This is a genomic window from Corynebacterium sp. HMSC074C04, assembly GCF_001838295.1.
GTDB lineage: Bacteria > Actinomycetota > Actinomycetes > Mycobacteriales > Mycobacteriaceae > Corynebacterium > Corynebacterium amycolatum.
In genome coordinates this window covers 1-20,300 of the sequence record NZ_KV836272.1, presented here as the reverse complement: position 1 = coordinate 20,300, position 20,300 = coordinate 1, and the positions used below count along the sequence as shown (strand labels likewise).

16 protein-coding genes and 1 pseudogene are annotated in these 20,300 nt (G+C 57.3%); 1 reads left to right on the top strand and 16 read right to left on the bottom strand.

Features of this window, described 5'->3' with window-relative positions; genetic code table 11:
- Positions 1-286 precede the first annotated feature (286 nt).
- The gene (locus HMPREF3011_RS04440) at positions 287-2,365 is read left to right on the top strand and encodes an ATP-dependent nuclease (RefSeq protein ID WP_070841213.1); all 2,079 of its coding nucleotides are present in this window, start codon (positions 287-289) and stop codon (positions 2,363-2,365) included.
- 96 nt (positions 2,366-2,461) lie between these two features.
- Here the strand turns inward: HMPREF3011_RS04440 and HMPREF3011_RS04435 are convergent.
- From HMPREF3011_RS04435 to HMPREF3011_RS04360, 16 genes and pseudogenes are all read right to left on the bottom strand, one after another.
- Positions 2,462-3,772 (bottom strand): annotated as a pseudogene (locus HMPREF3011_RS04435) (ISL3 family transposase).
- A 287-nt stretch (positions 3,773-4,059) separates the two neighbouring features.
- Positions 4,060-5,853 (bottom strand): DUF2075 domain-containing protein, encoded by a 1,794-nt coding sequence (locus HMPREF3011_RS04430; protein WP_210401639.1) that lies wholly within the window; start codon positions 5,851-5,853, stop codon positions 4,060-4,062.
- 1 nt (position 5,854) lies between these two features.
- Positions 5,855-6,178: a nucleotide pyrophosphohydrolase gene (locus HMPREF3011_RS04425; protein ID WP_070628517.1), complete on the bottom strand. Its 324-nt coding sequence runs from the start codon at positions 6,176-6,178 to the stop codon at positions 5,855-5,857.
- 7 nt (positions 6,179-6,185) lie between these two features.
- Positions 6,186-7,094 carry a copper transporter gene (locus tag HMPREF3011_RS04420; protein ID WP_070841212.1) on the bottom strand — a complete coding sequence of 303 codons (909 nt, stop codon included), beginning with the start codon at positions 7,092-7,094 and terminating at the stop codon, positions 6,186-6,188.
- A gap of 89 nt (positions 7,095-7,183) precedes the next feature.
- Positions 7,184-8,368, bottom strand: coding sequence for a putative cytokinetic ring protein SteA (steA, locus tag HMPREF3011_RS04415; RefSeq protein ID WP_070841211.1), 1,185 nt, complete (start codon positions 8,366-8,368; stop codon positions 7,184-7,186).
- Positions 8,369-8,393: 25 nt separating this feature from the next.
- Positions 8,394-10,133, bottom strand: a complete 1,740-nt coding sequence (recN, locus tag HMPREF3011_RS04410; RefSeq protein ID WP_070841210.1) for a DNA repair protein RecN — start codon at positions 10,131-10,133, stop codon at positions 8,394-8,396.
- A 57-nt stretch (positions 10,134-10,190) separates the two neighbouring features.
- Positions 10,191-11,177 carry an NAD kinase gene (locus HMPREF3011_RS04405; protein WP_141764749.1) on the bottom strand — a complete coding sequence of 329 codons (987 nt, stop codon included), beginning with the start codon at positions 11,175-11,177 and terminating at the stop codon, positions 10,191-10,193.
- A complete protein-coding gene (locus HMPREF3011_RS04400) occupies positions 11,170-12,009 on the bottom strand; it encodes a TlyA family RNA methyltransferase (protein WP_038629012.1) in 840 nt (279 codons plus the stop codon). The genes HMPREF3011_RS04405 and HMPREF3011_RS04400 overlap by 8 nt, the downstream gene beginning before the upstream one ends.
- 5 nt (positions 12,010-12,014) lie before the next feature.
- Positions 12,015-12,278, bottom strand: a complete 264-nt coding sequence (locus HMPREF3011_RS04395; RefSeq protein WP_049181197.1) for a hypothetical protein — start codon at positions 12,276-12,278, stop codon at positions 12,015-12,017.
- A gap of 6 nt (positions 12,279-12,284) precedes the next feature.
- Positions 12,285-13,325, bottom strand: a complete 1,041-nt coding sequence (locus tag HMPREF3011_RS04390) for an HAD-IIA family hydrolase (RefSeq protein WP_070841519.1) — start codon at positions 13,323-13,325, stop codon at positions 12,285-12,287.
- Positions 13,326-13,434: 109 nt separating this feature from the next.
- Positions 13,435-14,676: a tetratricopeptide repeat protein gene (locus tag HMPREF3011_RS04385; RefSeq protein WP_070841209.1), complete on the bottom strand. Its 1,242-nt coding sequence runs from the start codon at positions 14,674-14,676 to the stop codon at positions 13,435-13,437.
- Positions 14,677-14,788: 112 nt separating this feature from the next.
- Positions 14,789-15,715 carry a ribonuclease H family protein gene (locus HMPREF3011_RS04380; RefSeq protein WP_048758483.1) on the bottom strand — a complete coding sequence of 309 codons (927 nt, stop codon included), beginning with the start codon at positions 15,713-15,715 and terminating at the stop codon, positions 14,789-14,791.
- 44 nt (positions 15,716-15,759) lie between these two features.
- Entirely contained in the window at positions 15,760-16,518 is a 759-nt protein-coding gene (locus HMPREF3011_RS04375; protein ID WP_070841208.1) for an iron ABC transporter ATP-binding protein, read from the bottom strand.
- A complete protein-coding gene (locus HMPREF3011_RS04370) occupies positions 16,515-17,558 on the bottom strand; it encodes an iron chelate uptake ABC transporter family permease subunit (RefSeq protein ID WP_070841207.1) in 1,044 nt (347 codons plus the stop codon). The genes HMPREF3011_RS04375 and HMPREF3011_RS04370 overlap by 4 nt, the downstream gene beginning before the upstream one ends.
- The gene (locus tag HMPREF3011_RS04365) at positions 17,551-18,498 is read right to left on the bottom strand and encodes an ABC transporter permease (protein WP_070841206.1); all 948 of its coding nucleotides are present in this window, start codon (positions 18,496-18,498) and stop codon (positions 17,551-17,553) included. The genes HMPREF3011_RS04370 and HMPREF3011_RS04365 overlap by 8 nt, the downstream gene beginning before the upstream one ends.
- 39 nt (positions 18,499-18,537) lie before the next feature.
- A complete protein-coding gene (locus HMPREF3011_RS04360; protein WP_070549823.1) occupies positions 18,538-19,545 on the bottom strand; it encodes a siderophore ABC transporter substrate-binding protein in 1,008 nt (335 codons plus the stop codon).
- Positions 19,546-20,300 lie beyond the last annotated feature (755 nt).

Here is a 20,300-nt window from a genome sequence, read left to right as displayed (position 1 = left end):
AAGGGTGCGGCCGGGAGGTGTCGCCTGGCAAATACACCATCGCCTCGACGGCGTTACCGACCCCCAGGTTGAAGAACTTCAGTAGCAATACCAAAACCCCACTCCCATACCTTCACTCGTTAATCGGTCGGCATACCATAAACCCAGAGCACCAAAACACGCGATACATGCAGCGGATAATCCAAAACCCAAATCGTCTATAACCCAGCCCAAGGACGTAGTAACATGACGATGAGCTTACATTCGGGTTGGATTATACCCGTCAGGAAAGAGTAAAGGAAAACAGTTGCGTCTTACTTCCGTCAAAATTGAAAACTTTAGAGCCCACTCCAGCACAGACATACCTTTAAACCAATTAGGATGCCTTATCGGCGAAAATAACGCAGGTAAGTCGACAGTTTTACACGCAATTCAATTTGTTCTCGAGGAACGAAAACTAACTCCTGATGACTTTCATAACCCAGGCGAGTCCGTCAAGGTAGAACTCACAATAGAACAAATCGATGATTATGACCTCGAACGGGTAAGTTCAGAGCACCGTGATCGAGTACGAGAAATCATCCGGCAAGGCGCCATCACAATAATTCGACAGCAGCAGCTAGGAGAGAAGCCTGAGTCAGGTTACCTGGATCTGCAACCCAAAGATGAATCTTTACGTCCAAATTCAATCAAAAAAACCATGAAGGGCAAAAAAGGAGCTGCACTGCGCGAAGCTGCTGTTCAACTATTCCCGGAGTTAGACGAAAGTTTAAAGAACTCCCCAACACAGGCCGATATTCTCGCCGCTGCGAATACAATAGTTGCGCAACTGCCTAAGGATAAATTAGTAGAAGTTCCGACCCGTTATCCAACAGGAATTTCACAGGCGGTTAGGCCGCTATTTCCTTCAGTTATTTATATCGAGGCCGTCAAAGACGTCACGACTGAAACTAAAACAACTGGAACTTCCACCTTTGGCAAATTATTGGAGCTATTGTTCAATGAAGTCTCTGAAGAATTTCAGGACATAAATGAACAATTCAAAGTCGTGCATCAGAAACTTAACCGCTATATCAGCGAAGATGGCAAAAAAATCGACGCCAGGTTGCCAGCTGTACGCGAAATCGAGTCCACAATCCAACGCTTTGTCCAAGCAAGTTTCCCAGGAGTATCCCTACAAATGGAGGTGCCCCCTCCAACTCTATCGATGCTTTTAAGCGAAACAAATCTACTAGTGAACGACGGTCACACTGGCTCTGTCGCAAGTAAAGGAGACGGGCTAAAACGTACTATACTCTTCGCCTTACTCCGTGCTTATGCAAGCATAAAAAGTCAGGGACTAAAGGGGGAGACAGGCCGAACAACACAAACTTCACCCTATATTCTCTTGTTTGAAGAACCAGAACTTTATCTACATCCTCGGGCTCAACGCCAATTAATGGCTGCTCTCGAAACTGTTTCACACGAGCACCAAGTACTCGTCACTACCCACTCCCCCGGATTTTTTCGTCCCGGCACTAGCGGATTTTCCCGCATCCACAAGACTGATGACGGCGTTGTTGTGAGTTCTGCTGATTTTTCAGCTAACCGTCGAGACGAATATCAGTTGATTACCCATGAAAATAATGAGGCTGCATTCTTCGCAGACAAGGTAGTGCTTGTCGAAGGCGATAGCGATACTTTCACATATCCTCACCTCGCGAAACTGATTAATTCCGACTGGGACCACGTAGAAAAGAACATCATGTTTGTCAAGATTGAAGGAAAAGGAAATATTCGACGATATCGATCCTTTTTTGAGAATTTCAATATCCCAATCCACGTGATCACAGACCTTGATGCACTAGAACATGGTTTCAACCAGCTCACGGATAATCGAGATATTGTGGATGAACATTCAAAATTGATGAAAGTAATCAATGATGGTATCACCGGGAGCACACTTCCAAACAGTAAGAAAATCAAAAAAATAGTATCTCGGAAACCAGCTAAAGACCTTTGGAAGGAAGCACAGGACGAGTTTTCAACCTGGAAATCTACGCCAAACGAGGCATCGGCTAGAAAAATTGTTGCGACACTCGATGAACTTTTTAGCATCGGACAGAGCCAGGAAAGAGTAAAACACCTCAAAAATCCGACCTCCACAGAGATTAGAGCGACAATTGATAGAGTTATTGCCAAACTCGCGGCCGAAAACGTTTACGTGTTAAAACGAGGGGATCTGGAGAGCTACTGCAAGACCGATACCAATACTGACAAGGTTGCTAGAGCAATCAATTTTTGCCAGCAAATTACGAATCTTGAGAAATTTAGAGAAATTCATGACGCTGACGCCGACGACGTCATTGAAGAACTGCTAGGCATCTTCTCAAAAATCTATTCGTAGTCTGAACTTTAAACACTCGGTATGCACGCATTTTGGCTGTACAGCGCGAGGAGACACCTACCGACCAAGTTCCAGGGCAATTTGGCTCTTCACGTTTTAGAGTGCGTTAATCCGGGTGTGCAGCTGCCCGGAGTGAATCAGGCACCGCAAGATGTAGTGGTCGAGGTTGCGGAACCCCAGGGCGGTCCCCCGTAGATGCTCTAGCCGGCCGTTGATCGCCTCGACCGGCCCGTTGGACGCCCGGATGTCGAAGTAAGCCAGCACATCCTCGCGCCGACGCCACAACGTCCGACCCAGCTGGGCCAGTTCCTCCAGTCCTTTCGGCACGCCCTTACGCAGGGTGTTGATGATCCGTTCCAACAACTTCTTGCCCTCCGATTTCTTCGGGTGCCCGTAGGCCTGGATCATGTCCTGTTAGAACATCCACGTGATTTCGAGTGCCACGTATTCGTCATCGGTGGCCCACAACAGGTCCAGCCGCCTGTTCTGCCGCTCGGTGAGGTAGTTCCTCCTGGTCAGCAAAGTCCGCCGGTGCTTGTACAGCGGATCGTCCTTGCGTCCACGACGCCCCGTGGTCTCACGTTGGAGCCTCTGCCGGCAGCCAGTGAGCTTGTCCGCTGCCAGATGCACAACGTGGAACGGATCCATCACCTTCCTCGCCTGGGGCAGTACCTGGTCGACGGCGGTGGCGTAGCCGGTGAAGCCGTCCATGGTCACCCCCTGCACCTGGCTACGGAAGCCCGGGTCACGTTCCTGCAGCCACGTGCGCAGCACGTCCGCGCTGCGGCCTGGGCGGATATCCAGTAGTCGGGCCGGCCCACGGCCATCGGCCAGCGGGGTGAGGTCGACCAGAATCGTCACCAGGTTGGACGGCTGGCCTGGCTTTCGGGTGTGCTTCCACACGTGCTCATCCACCCCGAGGATGCGCACCCCGTCCAAGATGGGAGGGGTTGTCGTAGACGAGCTGTCGGCAGGCGTCCACAGCGACCTGATTGGCCAAATCCCACCCCCGAGGGCCTTGGCGGTGGCGGCCACGCTCATCCGGTCGATGGCCAGTCGCTGGAGGATCCAGCCGGTCACCCGGTGGGTGAGCTTGGCCCCGTCATTGGCGCAGTTGAGGGAGGCTTGGAAGATTTTCCTCCGACATTGTTGATTGGTGCAGGTGAATCGGAGGACACGAACGTGCAGGCGGGTGGGAAACCCCACGACCGGCAGGTCAACCAGTCGGCGGACAGTGTGATCACGCAGTTTCCCGCGTTGGGTGCAGTCGGGGCAGCGCCCCTCGACAGCGACCGGGGCGGCGTCGATGATGGTGAAGGTTCCAGCGTCGGCGGCTCCGGTGATCGTCAAGCCGATTTCTGCCGTGCGGCAGATGGTGTCTGCGACGAGGTTGCCACTAGGCTGCACAGTAGGGTTCTGGTTCGCTCGGATGGAAGCGTAGTAACTCTCGTCTTGTACCGGCCAGGACCCCTACATGTTGTGCCACCCCGAACCGGGCTCTGTGGTCAACTACGCACTCCAAAACGCGAAGAGCCCTTATACTAGCAATTCGGCAGAGGGCTACAACTCAGTTTCAATTCCCTATTCGCTAGCCATGGAAGTCCCCCCCCCCCCCCCCTTGAAACGATTACGAACGCGAAACAGAGAAATGCCGTACTTCTTCGGCAAGTTAAAAATGCCGAGACCGAACCCAGTTAATCATCCCCTATTCCAGATGCGGCAGCAGCCAACGCTTCACGAAGTTCGCGATCCACAGCATAGATATGTAGCCCGTGTACTCCTCGAGTAAGTAAGACATTAAGCTGATTCTTCAGCAGCTTTTCAGCGAACGACTGTTTCGAACCGTCTTTCAACGTTCGTTTATTCTTTACATTTGGGTTCCACGATTCAGATGGATCAAAGATAATCTTTCCATCACGGTATTTGACAGAGGGACCAATAATGACACCAGCATAGTTCAGGTCAAAACCCTGGATAGTAAAAATAGAACCAATTTCATCAATAGTTTGTGGGCGTTCTGCCCAGCTCAGCTGCAGACCTGCAGTCTTCTTCTCAGTACTCTTTTTTTGATTGTTCCATGGCATTGAAAAATCACCGACTCGAACCTGCCAGAATTCATTCTCCGCAGGTGGGCGAGCACTCGAGAACTGCCAATCATAAGTGGCTATTAACCTGGACAATCCTTCCTCTACATTCGAAGCTTTGTCCTTAATTGACTCGTAAAGCTGGTTAGGATCATCGAAAATCTTAATACTATATTTATTATCCTTCGGAATTTTATGGATAATACCGTCATCGACAAAAGAGCGTACCCACTGAATGGTATCCTCCGAAGCAAGCATCCTCATCTGAAGCTTTAAATCAATATTTTTATCGACTCGTTGCTCCATCCATTCCAAATCCGCCGGCTCCCACACCTGATTTGCGGCAAGAATCTGGTCACGATCAAACACTGCTACCACTACATGTGCACGTTCCAGAATATCTTTAAGGTGGTTTTTACCCCTGTACGACTGTTTTCCTTGTGTCCACAGCAAATGAGCTTCGTCGATTAGAACGACATCCACCTTTTCCCCAGGATTCCGATGATTGATAAAGGATGTCGGCTTCATGACTTTAAGATTCTTAGTACTCGAAATGCCGAGTTTTTCAGCAACCTGCTGATAAACAGTAACTTGCTCATCGTGGTTGACTAGCATATACGCGTCAAGGGTCGATTTCCCAAGACGTTCTTCAATAGCTGGGAGCTTTTGATTCAAATCATAAAAAACACTGCTAAGCAATACTGTCTTGCCAGTTCCAGCAGCGCCTGAAACCATAATCAGCCTAGAGTCAGCGATTGATTGCATTTGATCTACAACTGCATTAATTATCTCAAACTTTGCATCAGACTGCTCTCTAGTTAGCTCATGGAAAGGTGATGCTTTAAAAAGTGCAGATTCGCGAATAATACGTTCAGCTGGAAATAGATGTCGATCCAGAGCATGTAGTTTAGACCAAATCTGGGTGAAAGATTTGTCTAAATGTTCTTTGGTGAAGTAATCACCTTGCGCATTTGTTCGCGCATTCTCAGTAGCAACACTGGTCTCACTGGCAGACTTCACCGATTCGTTGCTAGGCAAGTACTGCATAAGTCGATTCTCAATATCCAGAGTCAACGACTTATTAAATAGAGAGTGCCCAATCACGTACATCTGGGTTCCAACGCCATCACGTAAATCAATCCAGAGATTTCGCTTGGAGTTAGATGCCTTTGTATCTCCCTCGAGATGCTGGGTCGTTCGCTGGACGATCGAGTTCGTTTCCCCCACATAGACTCGATACGATCCCTTGTTATCCCGCAATGAAATGATGTAGACCGTAGGGTAGTCAATAATAAAATGGCGGTAAGGAGTATCTTTACCCTTTAGCTCGTCGATGCCACTACTTGCGTAGTCGACTTGTTCAACAAATGCCCTTGGCGCTGGAAGCAGTTTTCTCTTGGTCACGTTACAACCTGTCGTGCTTAAGCGAGCTTCCCGTGCTTTTACTACGCGGATAGCGCACTTCATTTAAGGCGATCTTCTTCGCAATCGCCTCATTCGGATCGATTTCAGCCCTACGAGCCAGTAAAAGGCAGTAGCTCAGCACATCTGCAAGCTCATCCTCGAGGTCAGCTTTTTCATATTCTGCATCCCATTGAAAAAGCTCGAGCAACTCAGCAGACTCAATTGAGATCGCTTTAGCAAGATTCTCAGGAGTATGGAAAACCTCCCACTTTCTGTCAGAAGAGAACTTGAAAAGCCGCTCTACCGTTTCCCGACTAACTTCCATGTGTTTTTTACCTCTTCAACTCCCCAACAACCCCAACCTGCCCCGCAGCATCCGACACCGCGTCCACACGCTTCACTGCAGGGTCAGCGCCCCAGCGCTCATCAGGCAGAGCACTGATGCCCTTCTTACCGAAGCCGTCCGTCCCCACCACAACGTGACCAGCAGCATCGTCACCAGCACCAAAGCCCTCAGCCAGGGCCACCGCCAAATCAGCAACCAGGCCAGCACCGAACTCCGGGTCCTCGCCCTTATCAATCGCAGCGCGCGAGACAGTGCCGTGATTACCAACAATCACAATGCCAGCAGCCGGGCGTAGAGTCCCCTCCTCGTACTCGACAAAACCGCCGCCCTTCAGGGCCTCCAGCAGTAGCTTTCGGTCGGTAGCGGAAGCTCGCTCTCCCCCATCCTTATCCAGCTCCAACACCGGAGCCAGCGCCTGACCAGCCTGGCGGCCCGGCTCACGGCGCTCCGGGTCCAACTGCACATCAGCCGGCAGAGAGGTAGAAACCGTGTCCTTCAACTCATCCGCACCAGCAGCGGAGAGGAACTTATCGGTCAACTTCAACACGCCCGCATCCGGGGCACCAGCAGCGCGCAGGGTCTCGGAAACCCCTGCAAGCTGCTCATCGGTGGCATCGGGAGTCGCGATAACAAGAACAGGCACATCTTTCAGTGAATCCTTGACGATCTCCCCGACGATGGGCTCGATAATGCGATTGGCTTCATCGGCACGCGCTTGCTGCGCATCAGCGCGCGCGACGGCAGCATCGCGCTCAGAGGCGGCACCGGTACCGAAATCAATGCTAGCACCAGCGGGGTTCAGCACATAAGCCCCCAGCGCAGCACCTGCCGCCACACCGAGGGCGGCGCCTGTCACACCGGCTGTAAACTTCCCGCTCCTGCGCTTCTTCGCCATCGCCCGTCCCTTTTTCCTTTCGCCGACGCCTCAATCAGCACTAACAGCTGAAAACTCAGGCGTTCACAATGCTCAAGATACCGCTAAAACTACTTAAACAGCCCCTGGAACCACAGTGCAATGGAGTTCCAGGTATCAATCAAATTCTCGCTCACCGAACCATCGCCGGAGGTACCAGCGATAGCGAAGATCACCGCAACGGCGACAAAGATAGCCAGAATCGCCCAGGCCACACCGAAACCACGGCTATTGACCTGGTAGAGGTCGGCGACCATGCGACCGTCGACAAGCTTCTCCCCGACCTTCAAACGCGACAGCAACGCCGACGGCACGCCGCTCTGGTTCTCAGCGTGGTAGATGCTGTCGATGTTCTGCGGGGCGCCGACGGAGACGACCATGTCGGCGTCGTGATGCGCGGCGAACACCAGCGCCAGGTCAGTGGCGGAATCGGACAGCGCCGGGAACGTCATGGCGCCAATGCCGAGGTCCTGAATGCGCTCAAGGCCTACCGCGTGACCGTCCGGGTCGGCAGGAAGAATCACGCAACCGGCAGACCGCAGCGCCTCAGAGTTGATGTTCTCCGGATCACCGATGATGTAGTCCGGCTGGTACTTCAGGTCGAAGAGCGTGTCGGCACCGGTGTCGACGCCGATGAGCAGCGGCTCGTACTCGCGGATGAAGTTCTTTAAGTCTTCCAGCGTCTTGCGGTGTCCCTCACCAGGGCTGACCACAACGACCTTGCGGCCACGCAGTGGCTCTGTCTCGTCCGGAATGCCCAGGCCATCGATGTACAGCGGGGATTCGGTCTTGGCGAACTCCACCAAGTTGCCGGAAAGCGCCTCCAGGCGGTCGACCATGCTGGTGCGGCCCTCATCGAAGGCGCGCTCGAGCTCGTCCTGGTCGACCTCGTCGCCCTGCCCAATCAGGCGGTCACCGTGGTAGAGCTTGCCGTCGTGAAGCCTTGCGTTCTTGCCGTCCTTGAGCTTCTCGAAGACCTCGGCGCCGGCGTTCTGCACCATCGCAATGTCGGCGTCGCGCATCATCTGCGGGCCGTAATTCGGCACAAAACCCGTGGTAAACGCGCCGGTGTTCACCACTGCGGCGACCTTGGCATCAATCAACTGCTGTGCCAGTGGACGCGAGATATCCGGCGCATCAATCACCACGATGTCGCCTTCGCCCATGCGCTTGAGCGCACGATCCAGACGGGAACCGTCCCGCACAGTCCCCGAAATGCCAGGAAGATCTTTTTCGTTCCGAGAGAACAGACTCATGGCACTTAGTGAAACATAAGTGCAACTACTTGGCTGAGAAGGCGCGCCGAGCTTGATCCAGAAGATCTTGCGCATGCGCACGTCCGGAGTCCGAATCGTCCAAGCCCGCCATCATCCGCGCGAGCTCGTCAATCCGCTCCTCATCGCCCAGGCTCGTCACCTTCGACGACACCGCACCCGAGCGCGCATCCTTACTGACCACCAAGTGGGTATCCGCAAACGCCGCCACCTGAGGCAAGTGCGTGACGACGATCACCTGGTTATTCACCGCCAACTGCTTCAGGCGCTTGCCAATTTCCACGGCTGCGCGCCCACCAACACCGGCATCGACCTCATCGAAAACCATCGTGTGTCCGGCCTGTCCTTCGGCGAGGACAACTTCCAATGCCAGCATGATGCGGGAGAGCTCACCGCCGGATGCGGATGAGGCCAGCGGGCGTGGCTCGGCACCTTCGTGGGCGCGGAGCTTGAACTCGATATTGTCCACGCCAGCGGGTCCAAAGGTGTCGGCCTTGGTGATCTCCACCACCAGCGAGGTGTGTGGCATGGCCAGGCCATTGAGTTCCTTGGTCACGGCCTGTTCCAGGTGTTTTGCGGCTTTTGCACGGGCCTTGGAGAGTTTCCGCGCAGTGGTGCCGAGCTTCTTCTCCGCGTTTTTGATCTCCGCAGTGAGCTTATCCAGGGCTTCGCCGGAGACATCCAGCGTGGCGAGCTTGCGCTCCGCCTTATCCCGCCAGGCCAGGACTCCTGCGATGTCCGGGGCGTACTTGCGGGTTAGATTCTTAATCTCTACCTGGCGCTGCATGAGCTTGTCCAGCGACTCGGTCTCCTCCGGCAGGCCGGAAAGAAACGCGCCGAGACCGGCGGAAATCTCGGAGAGCTGGCTGGTCAGCTCATTGAGCTGGTTCGAAAACTCGGTGAGTTCCTCGTCGTTGGCGCCGGCGAGCTCGTTTGCGGCGGCACCGAGCAGTTCGGCAGCACCGGAGTCCTCGGTGGCGGCATCCATACCGGTCGTGCTCACGGCGGCGGCGCCATCGATGGCGGCAAGCGCCACGGCTGCAGCGTCGCGGAGACCATCCAGGTCCTGCATGCGGCGGATCTGGGAGGCCAGGTCCTGGTCCTCATCTGGTTCGGGCGAGACTGCGTCGATTTCTTCGATGGCGAAGCTGAGTTGGTCGGCACGCATGGCCAACTCGCGGCGCTTCGAGGTCTTCTCTTCCAGTTCTTTGACCAGGGTGCGCCAGTGTGCGCGCTGCTGACGGTAGGTTTCCAGCGTCGGCGCGATGGTCTCGGCATCCATGCGGTCTATGGCCGCGCGCTGCTCATCAGCGCTTTGCAAGCGCAGCTGATCATTCTGGCCATGAATCGCGATCAGGCGCGTGGAGACATCCGCCAGCGCCGCAGCCGACGCACTGCGGCCGCCAACCCACGCACGGGAGCGGCCTTTCGCGGAGACCTGACGGGCAAGCAGGTACTCGTCATTCTCATCGCGCTCGCCGCCGAGCTCGGCGACCACAGCATCGATGGTGATTGACTCTTCCTCCGAGAGGTGTTCGGTGGAAACGCGACCTTCCACCAGGGCCTTGTCGGCGCCGGTGCGCACGCGGCCGGCGTCGGCACGCGCGCCACAGAGCAACTTGAGGCTGGTGACCACCATAGTCTTACCCGCACCGGTTTCACCTGTGAGCACGGTCAGGCCTGGGCTGAATTCAAGCGTCGCGTCGGGGATAACGCCGAGGTCGCGGATGGAAATCTCAGTCAGCATGGCGCCTGCAATCAGTCCTTCCCTTGAAGTTGGGTCTTGTCTGCCGTGGGTAAAAGGCTATTGGGCTTCGGCGGGGCCGCGCCACCCGGACGTCGGCAAGCGGAACTTGTGCACCAGACGATCGGCGAACGGCTGATCGTCCAGACGCACCCAGCGCACCGGCTGCGCGCCGCGCTCGATTTCGATGCGACTGCCCGGTGGCATGGTGATGTTGCGGAAACCGTCGAGCACCGCGACAGCCTCGGCGGTGTCGTGGTTGGTCTCAATCGCGATGGTCGAATGCGGCGAAATCACCAGCGGGCGGGAGAACAGCGCATGGGCGTTGTTGGGCACGACGAGCATTGCGTCGAGCTCTGGCCAGAGTACGGGACCACCTGCGGAAAAGGCATACGCGGTGGAGCCTGTCGGCGTGGAAATCAGTACGCCATCGCAGCCGTACGAACTCACCGGGCGACCATCGACTTCCAGGATGACGTCCAGTACGCCACGGCGGTTGACGTTTTCGATGCTGACTTCGTTCAGTGCCCAACCCGAACCAATGACGCGGCCGGTGGTGTCACGGACGGTGGCGCGGATGGTCATGCGATCTTCGATTCGCCAGGAACGCTTGATGACGCGACTAATCGCCTCCGTCATGGACTCCTGCTCCCACTCGGCGAGGAAGCCCACGTGTCCCATGTTGATACCGAGCACCGGCAGGTCAGCCGAATGCGCGATATCTGCGGCACGCAGGAAGGTACCGTCGCCACCCAGGACGAGGACGAGTTCGCATCCCGACGCTGCTTGCGGCGAGTGCCAGTAGCGCGGGTACTTACCGAGCGTTGGGTGCGCGGCCAACGCCTCCGGGTTCTTACCGGCCAGCACGCGGATATCGATACCCGCGGCCTCAAGCAGCTCGGCCGCCTCGGCGGCCATTTCCAGGTTGGCGCTACGGCCAGTGTGCGGGACCAGCAGGATCTCGCGCTTGCCGGCGCTGGTCTTGGGCTTGCTTTCCCGTGAGTGAGTCTTCGCGCTAGTCGGTGAGCCGGTCGGTGAGCTAGTCATTGTGCGGCCCCTCCTCAACGGCCTTAGCGATGGCCGCAGCCATAGCCTCATCACCAATATCGCTGGCGCCACCGTCTTTCACCAGCCATAGGAAGAACTCCACGTTGCCGCTCGGACCCGGAAGCGGGCTGGCCACAGCTGCGCGGAAGGACAGCCCCAGAGTGCGGGCGTACTCGGCGACTTCTTGGACAACTTCCTGACGCAGCGCATCGCTGCGCACAACACCACCGGAGCCAAGGCGCTCCTTGCCTACCTCGAACTGTGGTTTGACCATCGGCAGCAGGTCAGCGCCCTCGTCGAGGCAGGAAACGATTGCTGGCAGGACCAGCTTCAGAGAGATAAACGACAGGTCGCCGACCATGACATCGGCCGTGCCGCCGAGGATCTCCGGGGTCAGCGTGCGGACATTAGTTCGGTCGAGCACAACCACCCGTGGGTCATCCTGCAGGCGCCAAATCAGCTGACCGTAGCCGACATCGACGGCGTAGACGGTATTAACATCGCGGCGCAGACACACATCGGTAAAACCGCCTGTCGAGGCACCGGCATCCAGCACTTTCCGGCCCTTCAAGTCCAGGCCCTGCGGCTCGAACGCTTCCAGTGCTCCGAGCAGCTTGTGAGCCCCGCGCGACGCCCAGTTCTCGTCTTCTTCCAGGCCACTGACGCGAATGGACACGTCCCCTGTCACCGCAGTCGCGGGCTTGGAGGCGACAAAACCACCGACCTCGACTCGACCGGCCTTAATCATGTCCACTGCCGCCTCACGGGAGCGAGCAATCTTCCTTCGCACCAGCTCCGCATCGAGCCTGCGCTTAGGAGCTTTCTTTGCCACCGCGTTCACTTTCCTTCCCTGCGTGACGAGCCCAGGGCCTCATACAAAATCTCATGCGCCCGTTCGAACTGTGCGACTCTCTCCTGCGGAGTCGGCGCTGGTGCGGATAGTGCAGCCGCAACCTGCTCCCGGACGTCCTCCGGGGTTACCTCGCGCGCACCGGGCATTGCCGCCGGGCTGGGTGCAGCAGAGGGACCCGGTTTCGGCCCCGGCACGGGACCAGACTCCTGCCCCGGCCCCTGCCCAGGCTTCGGTGCGATCTCGCTCATCAGCTATCACTTCCGCCAGGCAGCCAGCGCCGCCTCAGCAGCCGGGCCCTCTGCGCGGACCTGCGTGACCTCGACTGCGCCAGCACGACCAGCCTCAGAGTTCCACACCACATCCGCGACCGTCAGCAGCGCCGCCACCGCGGCCTCCGCTGGGTTCGCCAACCGAGGATCCTCCGTGTCACCGCCAGAAAGAACGATGACACCGGCCTCCGCGTCGTCGTAACGCGCGGTGAAACCAGACTGCGGAGCCGGACGTGCCTGATCCAGCTCTCGATTCAGCGCGGTCATGTCAGCACCGATGAGCGTCGGACGGTGCTCGGGCGGCGCTGCGACGACATCCATATGCGTGGAAACACCCGTGACCACCATAAACGTGTCCATCTTCGCAGCATTTCCGCCCGCGATGTCGGTATCCAGGCGATCCCCGATAGCCAGCGGATTCTTCGCGCCCACACGTTCCGCCGCCTTAATGAACATCGGCGGCTTCGGCTTACCCGCCGACAGCGGCGCCACTCCAGTCGTCGTCGAAATCGCCGCAGCAACCGAACCATTGCCGACCAGGAAACCGCGCTCCGACGGCAGCGTCGTATCCAAATTCGACACCAGGTAGCGCGCACCTCGCGACACCGCCAGCGCCGCCTCCGACATCTGCTTCCATGTCATCTCACGGTTGAGCCCCTGGAACACCGCCGCGGGGTAGTCATCAGCGGAATCCACGAGGTTGTACCCCGCCTCACGAGCCAACTGCTTAAACGACTCCGCACCCAATACGAAGACGTTCGAGCCCGGCTCAATGACCTCCGCCGCCATCTCGATGGCCGCCTGCGCCGACGTCATCACATCGTCCGCGTGAACGTCATAGCCCAGCTCATTGAGCTGATCCGCCACCGTCTGCGGCGCACGCGAGGCGTTGTTCGTAATAAACACCATCGGCAGCGCCGCCTCGGTCAGCCCCTCCAGCGCGTTCGGAATCGCCGCGCCACCTTCGTAAATCGTGCCATCCAGATCCAGCAGAGCGGCATCATAGGAAGAAGCGACAGAAGCCATGAGGTGCATTTCTCCTTTTACGAAATAGGAACGCTTTACGACGAATTGTAGATGCGCAGCCGGATTGCGTCAGCGGTGGCTGGTTGTGCGAGCCGGGCAGCTGGGCTGTTTACTTGCTCAGCTCTTCGATGCGCTCGCGAGCATCGAGCATCTCATCGGCATCAATCTTGGCGCAGCGGGTAAACCACACCTTGGCATCGTCTTTACGGCCGGCCTCGACCAGCGCATCAGCGTAAGCGTAGAACAGACGAGCGGCCTCGAAGTCCTCGCGGTCCGGGTTCAGATCCTGGGTCTCCAGCTCAACCAGAGCCTCATCAATCTGGCCCATATCGCGGCGAGCACCTGCGGCGACGATAGCTAGCTCAGTCTTGGACTCGTTGTCCAGCTGCTTGGCTTCCTCGGAGCGAGCCAGCTCGATGGCCTTCTCCGGGCGACCGAGGCCGCGCTCACAGTCCGCCATGACCGCGAGCATGCCCGGGCCACCGGAGATGCGGCGAGCAGCCCGCAGCTCCGCCAGGGCTTCCTTCCACTCACCTGCGTGGTAAGCGGCGACACCAGCGGTCTCGCGAACGACACCGACGCGACCAGCACGGTCCTTCGCTGCGCGGGCATGCTCCAGGGCACGCTGCGGGTCTTCAGCCATCAGGATTGCGGCCATAATCATATGACGAGCGACCTTATCGGCGTTGTCCTTAGCCAGGCTCTTCAGATCCTGGCGCACGCTCGGGTCGAGCTCGTCTGCGCGAATATCATCTGGCAACTTCGGCTCGTTCTTGCGGGCCTCAATGCGCTCCTCGCGGAAACCTGGGCGCTGCGGACCAGTGCGGTGCGTACGCTTCTCATCCTGGAAGCGGCCACCGCGATTGGAGCGACGTGGCTTACCACCGCGACGGTCGAAGTTGCGACCTCCCTGGCCGCCGCGTCCGCCCGGGCCGCGACGATCATTGCGGTCGCCCCGGTCGTTGCGCTCGTTACGATCATTGCGGTCGTAACCGCGGCCACCGCGACCACCACGGTCATCGCGGTTAAAACGCTCATTACGATCATCGCGATTGTTGCGGTCGTAGCCACGACCGCCACGGCCACCGCGTTCATTGCGGTCGCCACGGTTAAAGTCACGATCATCGCGATCATCACGACGGAAGCCCCGCGAACCACGGGAACCGCGGTTACCACCATGACCACCGTGACCGCCACGGCCGCGACCACCTGGGCCACCACCCTGTCCACGACGATCGTTGCGGTTGCGACCGTTAAAGCCGCCCTCGCCACGACCATGGGAACGGTTAGACCCGCGGTTTCCGCGATTTCCTCGGCCTTCGCCGGAACGAGGACCTTCGTGCTCAGCCATGAAGTCGGAGCTCCTTATATGTAATGAATAAAAGAATTTATGTGTTTTCAGGCTACCAGTAACCCCGGATTGCCTGGCGGCCTACCTAAAAGACCAAACTTTCATACTACTGCTAAGACCTGCCCACATTCCAACCCACTAAACGCGCGGAACCTGTGGCCTTCCCCACTGCCTGGGACAAATCCCAAACTGCCAGGCCAACCCAGTCGTCGGTGATGAACTGCGCGGCGGCGGTAGTGCCCTCGACGCGGAGCTCATGCGCGGCATCCGAAAGTCCGTCTGGCACGGGGAGGTCGGCGCCCAGGGCGTCGTTAAGCAATGTCTTGAGTGCACGAGCATTGCCCTGCTCAGCGCGACGTGCGGCGCGCCGGAAAACGGTGAGCGCTTCCTTGGCTGCGTCCTCGGCTGTCACGGTGGTGTCGGCGGCGAGGTCGAAAAGGCCTTCCTGCTCGAAGGTTGCGGTCTTGGGCGCCTTGGAGTCGGAAGAAGGCGCGGCGGAAGCGGCGGGCGCGCTCTTCGAGTGCGAGCTGTTGGCTTGGGCGCGGCTGACCGCACTAGTACTACTTCCACCTGCACCGCCGAAACCTGGCCCCTCCGGCACGGCCGTACCCTTCTGATACGCGGTGGCAGCGGCGCGTGCGCGCTGATCTGCAGCTTCGTTCATGTCGTGACCGGAGTGGCCCTTGACCCATTCGAGATGAATGTTGCGACCAACGAGCAGCTGGTCGATGTCCTGCAAGATATCCACGTTGAGGACGGGCTTGCCGTCGCGCTTCTTCCAGCCCTTGCGCTTCCACCCCGGCATCCACTTAGTGACAGAGTTAATCACGTACTGCGAATCGCACAGGACGAACAGTGGCTCATCGGGGATGTGAGCGGTGGCGCGGAGCAGCTCAGCAAGTGCTGTGAGCTCGCCGCGGTTGTTGGTGCCCTCTTTCCATCCGCCGGCGGCCCAGCAGCTGTCGTCGATATACCAGCACCACCCGGCAGGTCCGGGGTTGTGGAGGGCGGAACCGTCAACGGCAGCAGTAATAGTCATGGGGCTAGATTGTATCGGCTGCGTGGCCCCGGCCTGGAATTGGCTTAAGAGCCGTAGCAGGCGACCGGGCCGTGCGGCCCCTCGACGATGTCAATCTGGGTGTTGAAGATTGGGCTTAGAATCTCCGAACGCATCAGCTCCGCGGTTGGGCCGTGCTCAACGATCTGGCCGTCTTTCACCGCACAAATGTAATCGGCGTAGCGAGCCGCGAAATTGATGTCATGCAACACCACCACCATAGTGCGACCCAACTCGCGCACTGCCGTGCGCAGGTACGACATGATGTCGACCGAATGGGAAATGTCCAGGTTGTTCAACGGCTCGTCGAGAAGCACGTAATCCGTCTCCTGGCAGAGCACCATTGCGACATACGCGCGCTGACGCTGACCACCGGAAAGCTCGTCGAGGTAGCGGCCCTGGAGCGTCTCAAGGTTGAGGAACTCGATGTACTGGGAAATGATGCGCTCATCATCGGCGGTCAAACGCCCCTGGCTGTACGGGAAGCGGCCGAAGCTGACCAGCTGGCGCACGGTGAGACGCGTGACGAAGTGGTTGTCCTGGCGCAGAATCGACAGCACCTTGGCCAGGTCCTTCGACTTAGTCTTGCCCACGTTGTACGGGCCGACGTTGATGTCGCCGGAGTCGACGGTCAGGAGGCGGCCAATCATAGTCAAGAGCGTAGACTTACCCGCACCATTAGGACCGATTAATGCCGTAATGGAGTTAGTCGGAATCTCCAGGTCAACCGGGCCAATCGACACCTCACTGGTATAGCTCTTGCGCACACTGTCGAGGAGAATCATAGCCGTCCCTTCTTCAAAACGACGTAGAGGAAGATCGAACCGCCAACCAGCTCGATAATGATGGACACCACGCCCTGGGCGTAGAAAACGTGATTGAGAATGAAATACGCGCCGGCCAGCGTGACGTAGCCAATCAGCGCCGCCATCGGCAGCACAAAGCGGTGGTCATAGGTATCAGCAGCCTGGTACGCAATGGTCGCAACCAGGAAGCCGAGGAATGTCATCGGGCCGACCATGGCCGTCGATACGGCCATCAACACAGACACCGCGACCAGCACGGTGATCGACCGAACCTGGTAGTTCACGCCCAGATTCGTCGCAACCGCACGGCCTAGCGACATCACGTTCAGCGCCCGCGAATGCAGCGCAATCACAACGATTGCCCCTACCACTAGCGGAATCGCCACCGGGAAAAACTCCGGATCAGCGTTGTTGACAGAACCGAACAACCGCGCCGTCAACAGGTCAAAGTCCGAGGGTGTCAGCATGCGCTGCATAAATGTCGATACCGAGGCCAACCCGCCACCGATGACAATGCCCACCAGCAGCATGCTGTGCATATCCGCACCCTGCCCGGTCAGCAGCCACGCGTACAGCACCAGCGACAGCCCCACCATCAGTGCAAGCTGCAGGACAAACGCCCCAACCGAGCCGGCCTTCATCAGACCCGTCGCGCCGAGGAAGTAGACCGCGGCGGTACTGATAGCCACGTACAGCGCTTCAAAGCCCATAATCGACGGCGTAATAATTCGGTTATTCGCAATCGACTGGAACGCCACCGTCGCAATTGCATGACAGCAGGCAACCACAATCATGGCAATCACGGCGTCAAGGCGCCGACGCGCGATCAGCCAAAAGCCCTCCGTGCCGAACGGCAACGGGTTGTCCCATGCGAGCAGACCCGCGGTAAACAACACCGCCAGGCCCGCCAGCGCAGCAATGATAATCCAGTACCTGCGCGCCGCGGCGGCCGTGCTAAACGACGTCGTTTGCGGCCCGGCCTGGTCGGCCACCGTGTGAGTTGAACTGAGATTAAGCACGACGCCGCTCCACAATCAGATAGACGAAGGTGGCAGCACCCAGGATGCCGAGAATCACCGATACCGGAATCTCGAACGGGGCGATAATGACGCGGCCAATCAGGTCCGCAATCGTCACAATGGCAATGCCCACCAGGCATACCCAGGGAAGATTGGAGCGCAGATCATCGCCACGGAACATGGAGACGATATTCGGGACGATGAGCCCCAGGAATGGGAGGTTGCCCACCACGACGGTGACCAAACCTGTTGCGATTGCAATCAGCCCCGTTCCCAGGAACACGATTCGCTTGTAGTTCAGACCGACGTTGGTGGCAATGTCCTCACCAAGCCCCGCAACCGTTAACCGATCGCTGAATACGAAGACGATTGCAACCACGATGACGACCAGCCACAGGAATTCGTACTGCCCTTTATAAATGGCAGTAAAAGAGCCTGCGAACCACACGCCTAGCGACTGCAGCATGTCCGTCTGTAACGCAAAGAAAGTCGAAATCGAACTGACTACCGCACCCAACATGATGCCCACGATGGGCACAACCAGACTTGACTTCAAAGCGACACGGCGCAAGAACAGGAAGAACACTGCCGTGCCGATGAAAGCGAAGATGATTGCCCCGCCCATCCGGCCAAGCATCGAGGCCGAAGGAAAGAAATACATCACGAAAATCAGGCCGAGACCAGCCCACTCCGTGGTTCCCGTGGTGGTGGGTTCGACAAACTTGTTGCGCGTAAGTAGCTGCATGACCAAGCCACACATCGCCATCGCGGCACCCGAGAGCACTAGTGCAATGGTGCGCGGTATACGCGTAGTGGCGAACATCTCCCAGCCGTCGTCGGCGCCCAGGATGTCGTATTGGCCTACAAACAGCGACATAGCCACCAGGACTGCCACAAAGGCAATCCCGATGGCTAGTCGGGAATCCAGTAACTTCTGCATAGAGTTGGTGAGGTACTCCTGTGACTGGTCAGAGAACTATTAGGCCTGCTCGAAGGCGTCGGCAAGCCCGTTCAGAATCTCCGTGTACGTGATGATGGACTCGTTGGTGTAAGTGTCCTCTGGGGCGTAGTAGATCTTGCCCTCCTTGACTGCCTTCACGTTCTTCAGCGGAGCGGCTTCCTCGACCACAGACTGTGCCGAACGGTACTCATCGGTACCGCGGACAGAGGTGCCAGCATCGCGGTCAAGCACCATGATGAAGTCCGGGTTTGCCTCAGCGATGGACTCGGCGGAAATCTCATCACCCTGGTGGTCATCGCTGGCCTTGTCGACCTCCAGCGCCGGCTTCATGCCAATCAGGTCGAACAGCGGGCCGAAGGTACGACCAACAGTCGGAGCAATGTAACCGAGGGTGCCGCCCGACGAGTTCAGCGCCATGACCTTCACGTCCGGGTTGTAAGCCTTGCGAGCGCGCTCCAGAGCCTTGTCAAAGTCTGCGATGAGCTGATCGGCTTCCTTCTCCTTACCGAAGATGGCGCCCAGGCCCTTAGCGTGCCGCTTGAGCTCCTCGTCCAGCGGCTTGCCCTCGCGCGGCTCAAACTCCACAATCGCGGAGTTCGGAGCGAGCTTCTTCAGGTCATCGTAGTACTTGCCGAAACGCTGACCGTTCACAATCAGGTCCGGGTCAGCAGCAGCAACAATTTCGAGATTCGGCTCGCGGTGATTGCCGATGTCCTGAACGTCAGGATTGTCCTTGTAGTCGGAAACCGTGAACGGGATAATCGGTTTAGGAGCTGCAGCCAGCTTAATACCCCACTGATCGAGCATCTCGAAGGAACGGTTATCCGTGGCCACAACAGAGTCAATCTCGGCAGGTACGGTCTGCTCACCATGATTATCAGTAACGGTAATAGTAGACTCGTTGCCTGCAGCTGCAGACTTATCCTCGTTACCGGCATCAGTAGAACAAGCACCAAGAACAAGTCCAAGGCTCGCAACAGATGCAACTACGATATTGCGAATACGGCCGGAGTTAGAACGCGCCACTTAAAGGCATCCCTTCGGTCACAGTAGGATTGTTAAACAAACGCCACTTAGACGCCGTTACCCAATCACTTACTTAGGTAATCATTACCTGTGAAACATTAGCTTAGGGTTCCCTATTTAACAAGTAAATACGTTATGAAATTACGCAATATTTAGGGCAGGGTTCTTCCAATCGTTTAGTATTGGCTAATTTATACAGGTACTGGCCTGTTTGCAGCGATCGATAACGGGGATAACTGGGGCACTATCGAAGGTAACCTGTGCGCTGTCGAAGCATGTTTGGACCGAGTTGGACGTAGTTGCGAATGCGTTTGTGGGTTTTGCGTGTGAACTGGGGCTGTAATTGTGATGGACGGATTGTGCACGCGATTGGAGGCCATACTTGTGAACGCGGGCAGCATGCGTGGATACGGGCTGCAAATCTGAAACTGTGCAACTTTATGACACTTTAAAGCCATTTTTCGCGCTACTTCTGTCATAAACGCAGTCAGTAACTTCGATTAGCCTTCAGCCGCCGCCATAAACGCACTCACTAGCCCCGCATCGACCCGCCCCTGACAGCCACAAAGGCAGTCAGTAACTCGCATTGGGATAAGCAGCGAAAGGCGCCAACCAGGCGATTCGCTGAGCAGACACGCTTGTGCCCATTCGCCCGGATACCCCTTACCCTTTAGTTCCTGCGAGACCGGCAAGTACGGCTTCCGCCGCCGACCGGACCAACCCTTGTTTAATGTTGTTTACTTGTGGGTAAAACA

What these genes read in the sequence shown, in the direction of transcription:
- HMPREF3011_RS04425 (WP_070628517.1), bottom strand. Translation starts at nt 6,178, where the DNA reads ATGGAAGTTAGTCGGGAAACGGTAGAGCGGCTTTTCAAGTTCTCTTCT.
- HMPREF3011_RS04420 (WP_070841212.1), bottom strand. Translation starts at nt 7,094, where the DNA reads ATGGCGAAGAAGCGCAGGAGCGGGAAGTTTACAGCCGGTGTGACAGGC.
- steA (WP_070841211.1), bottom strand. Translation starts at nt 8,368, where the DNA reads ATGAGTCTGTTCTCTCGGAACGAAAAAGATCTTCCTGGCATTTCGGGG.
- recN (WP_070841210.1), bottom strand. Translation starts at nt 10,133, where the DNA reads ATGCTGACTGAGATTTCCATCCGCGACCTCGGCGTTATCCCCGACGCG.
- HMPREF3011_RS04405 (WP_141764749.1), bottom strand. Translation starts at nt 11,177, where the DNA reads ATGACTAGCTCACCGACCGGCTCACCGACTAGCGCGAAGACTCACTCA.
- HMPREF3011_RS04395 (WP_049181197.1), bottom strand. Translation starts at nt 12,278, where the DNA reads ATGAGCGAGATCGCACCGAAGCCTGGGCAGGGGCCGGGGCAGGAGTCT.
- HMPREF3011_RS04390 (WP_070841519.1), bottom strand. Translation starts at nt 13,325, where the DNA reads ATGGCTTCTGTCGCTTCTTCCTATGATGCCGCTCTGCTGGATCTGGAT.
- HMPREF3011_RS04385 (WP_070841209.1), bottom strand. Translation starts at nt 14,676, where the DNA reads ATGGCTGAGCACGAAGGTCCTCGTTCCGGCGAAGGCCGAGGAAATCGC.
- HMPREF3011_RS04380 (WP_048758483.1), bottom strand. Translation starts at nt 15,715, where the DNA reads ATGACTATTACTGCTGCCGTTGACGGTTCCGCCCTCCACAACCCCGGA.
- HMPREF3011_RS04375 (WP_070841208.1), bottom strand. Translation starts at nt 16,518, where the DNA reads ATGATTCTCCTCGACAGTGTGCGCAAGAGCTATACCAGTGAGGTGTCG.
- HMPREF3011_RS04365 (WP_070841206.1), bottom strand. Translation starts at nt 18,498, where the DNA reads ATGCAGAAGTTACTGGATTCCCGACTAGCCATCGGGATTGCCTTTGTG.